The 330-nt window shown below is 69.4% G+C and carries 1 protein-coding gene; it reads left to right on the top strand.

Annotated elements, in window-relative coordinates:
- On the top strand, positions 1 to 330 hold a 330-nt coding region (locus AB1L30_RS00410; protein ID WP_367011379.1), incomplete at both ends, for a hypothetical protein.

Genomic DNA, 330 nt, shown 5'->3' with positions numbered 1-330 from the left:
CGGCGCCGGTGCTCCGCGACCCCCCGAGGCGGCTCGACCTGGCCGGCGTCTGCTCGATGGCGTCCGAGGGGGCCGCGATCTCGGGCCGGTCGAGCTGGGACTGGCTCATCCAGGGGTTCTTCCCGAGCCCCGCGGCGACCGCCGAGCAGTGGTACGGCGAGGTCGCCGAGGACGGCTCCGGGCTGCGGATCTCGGTCCGGCCGGACGGCCGGGTCGCCCTGGATTACTTCGGCGGCGTTGAATTTGGCAATGCGAATCGTCTTCGCCGCGTCGTCGAAGGCAAACTGATCCATGAAGGCCTGCATCAAAACGAGCCCACGATTGCCAATG

Origin of the sequence: Bremerella sp. JC817 (genome assembly GCF_040718835.1) — a bacterium.
Lineage (GTDB): Bacteria > Planctomycetota > Planctomycetia > Pirellulales > Pirellulaceae > Bremerella.
This window is presented reverse-complemented; position numbering and strand designations above follow the sequence as displayed.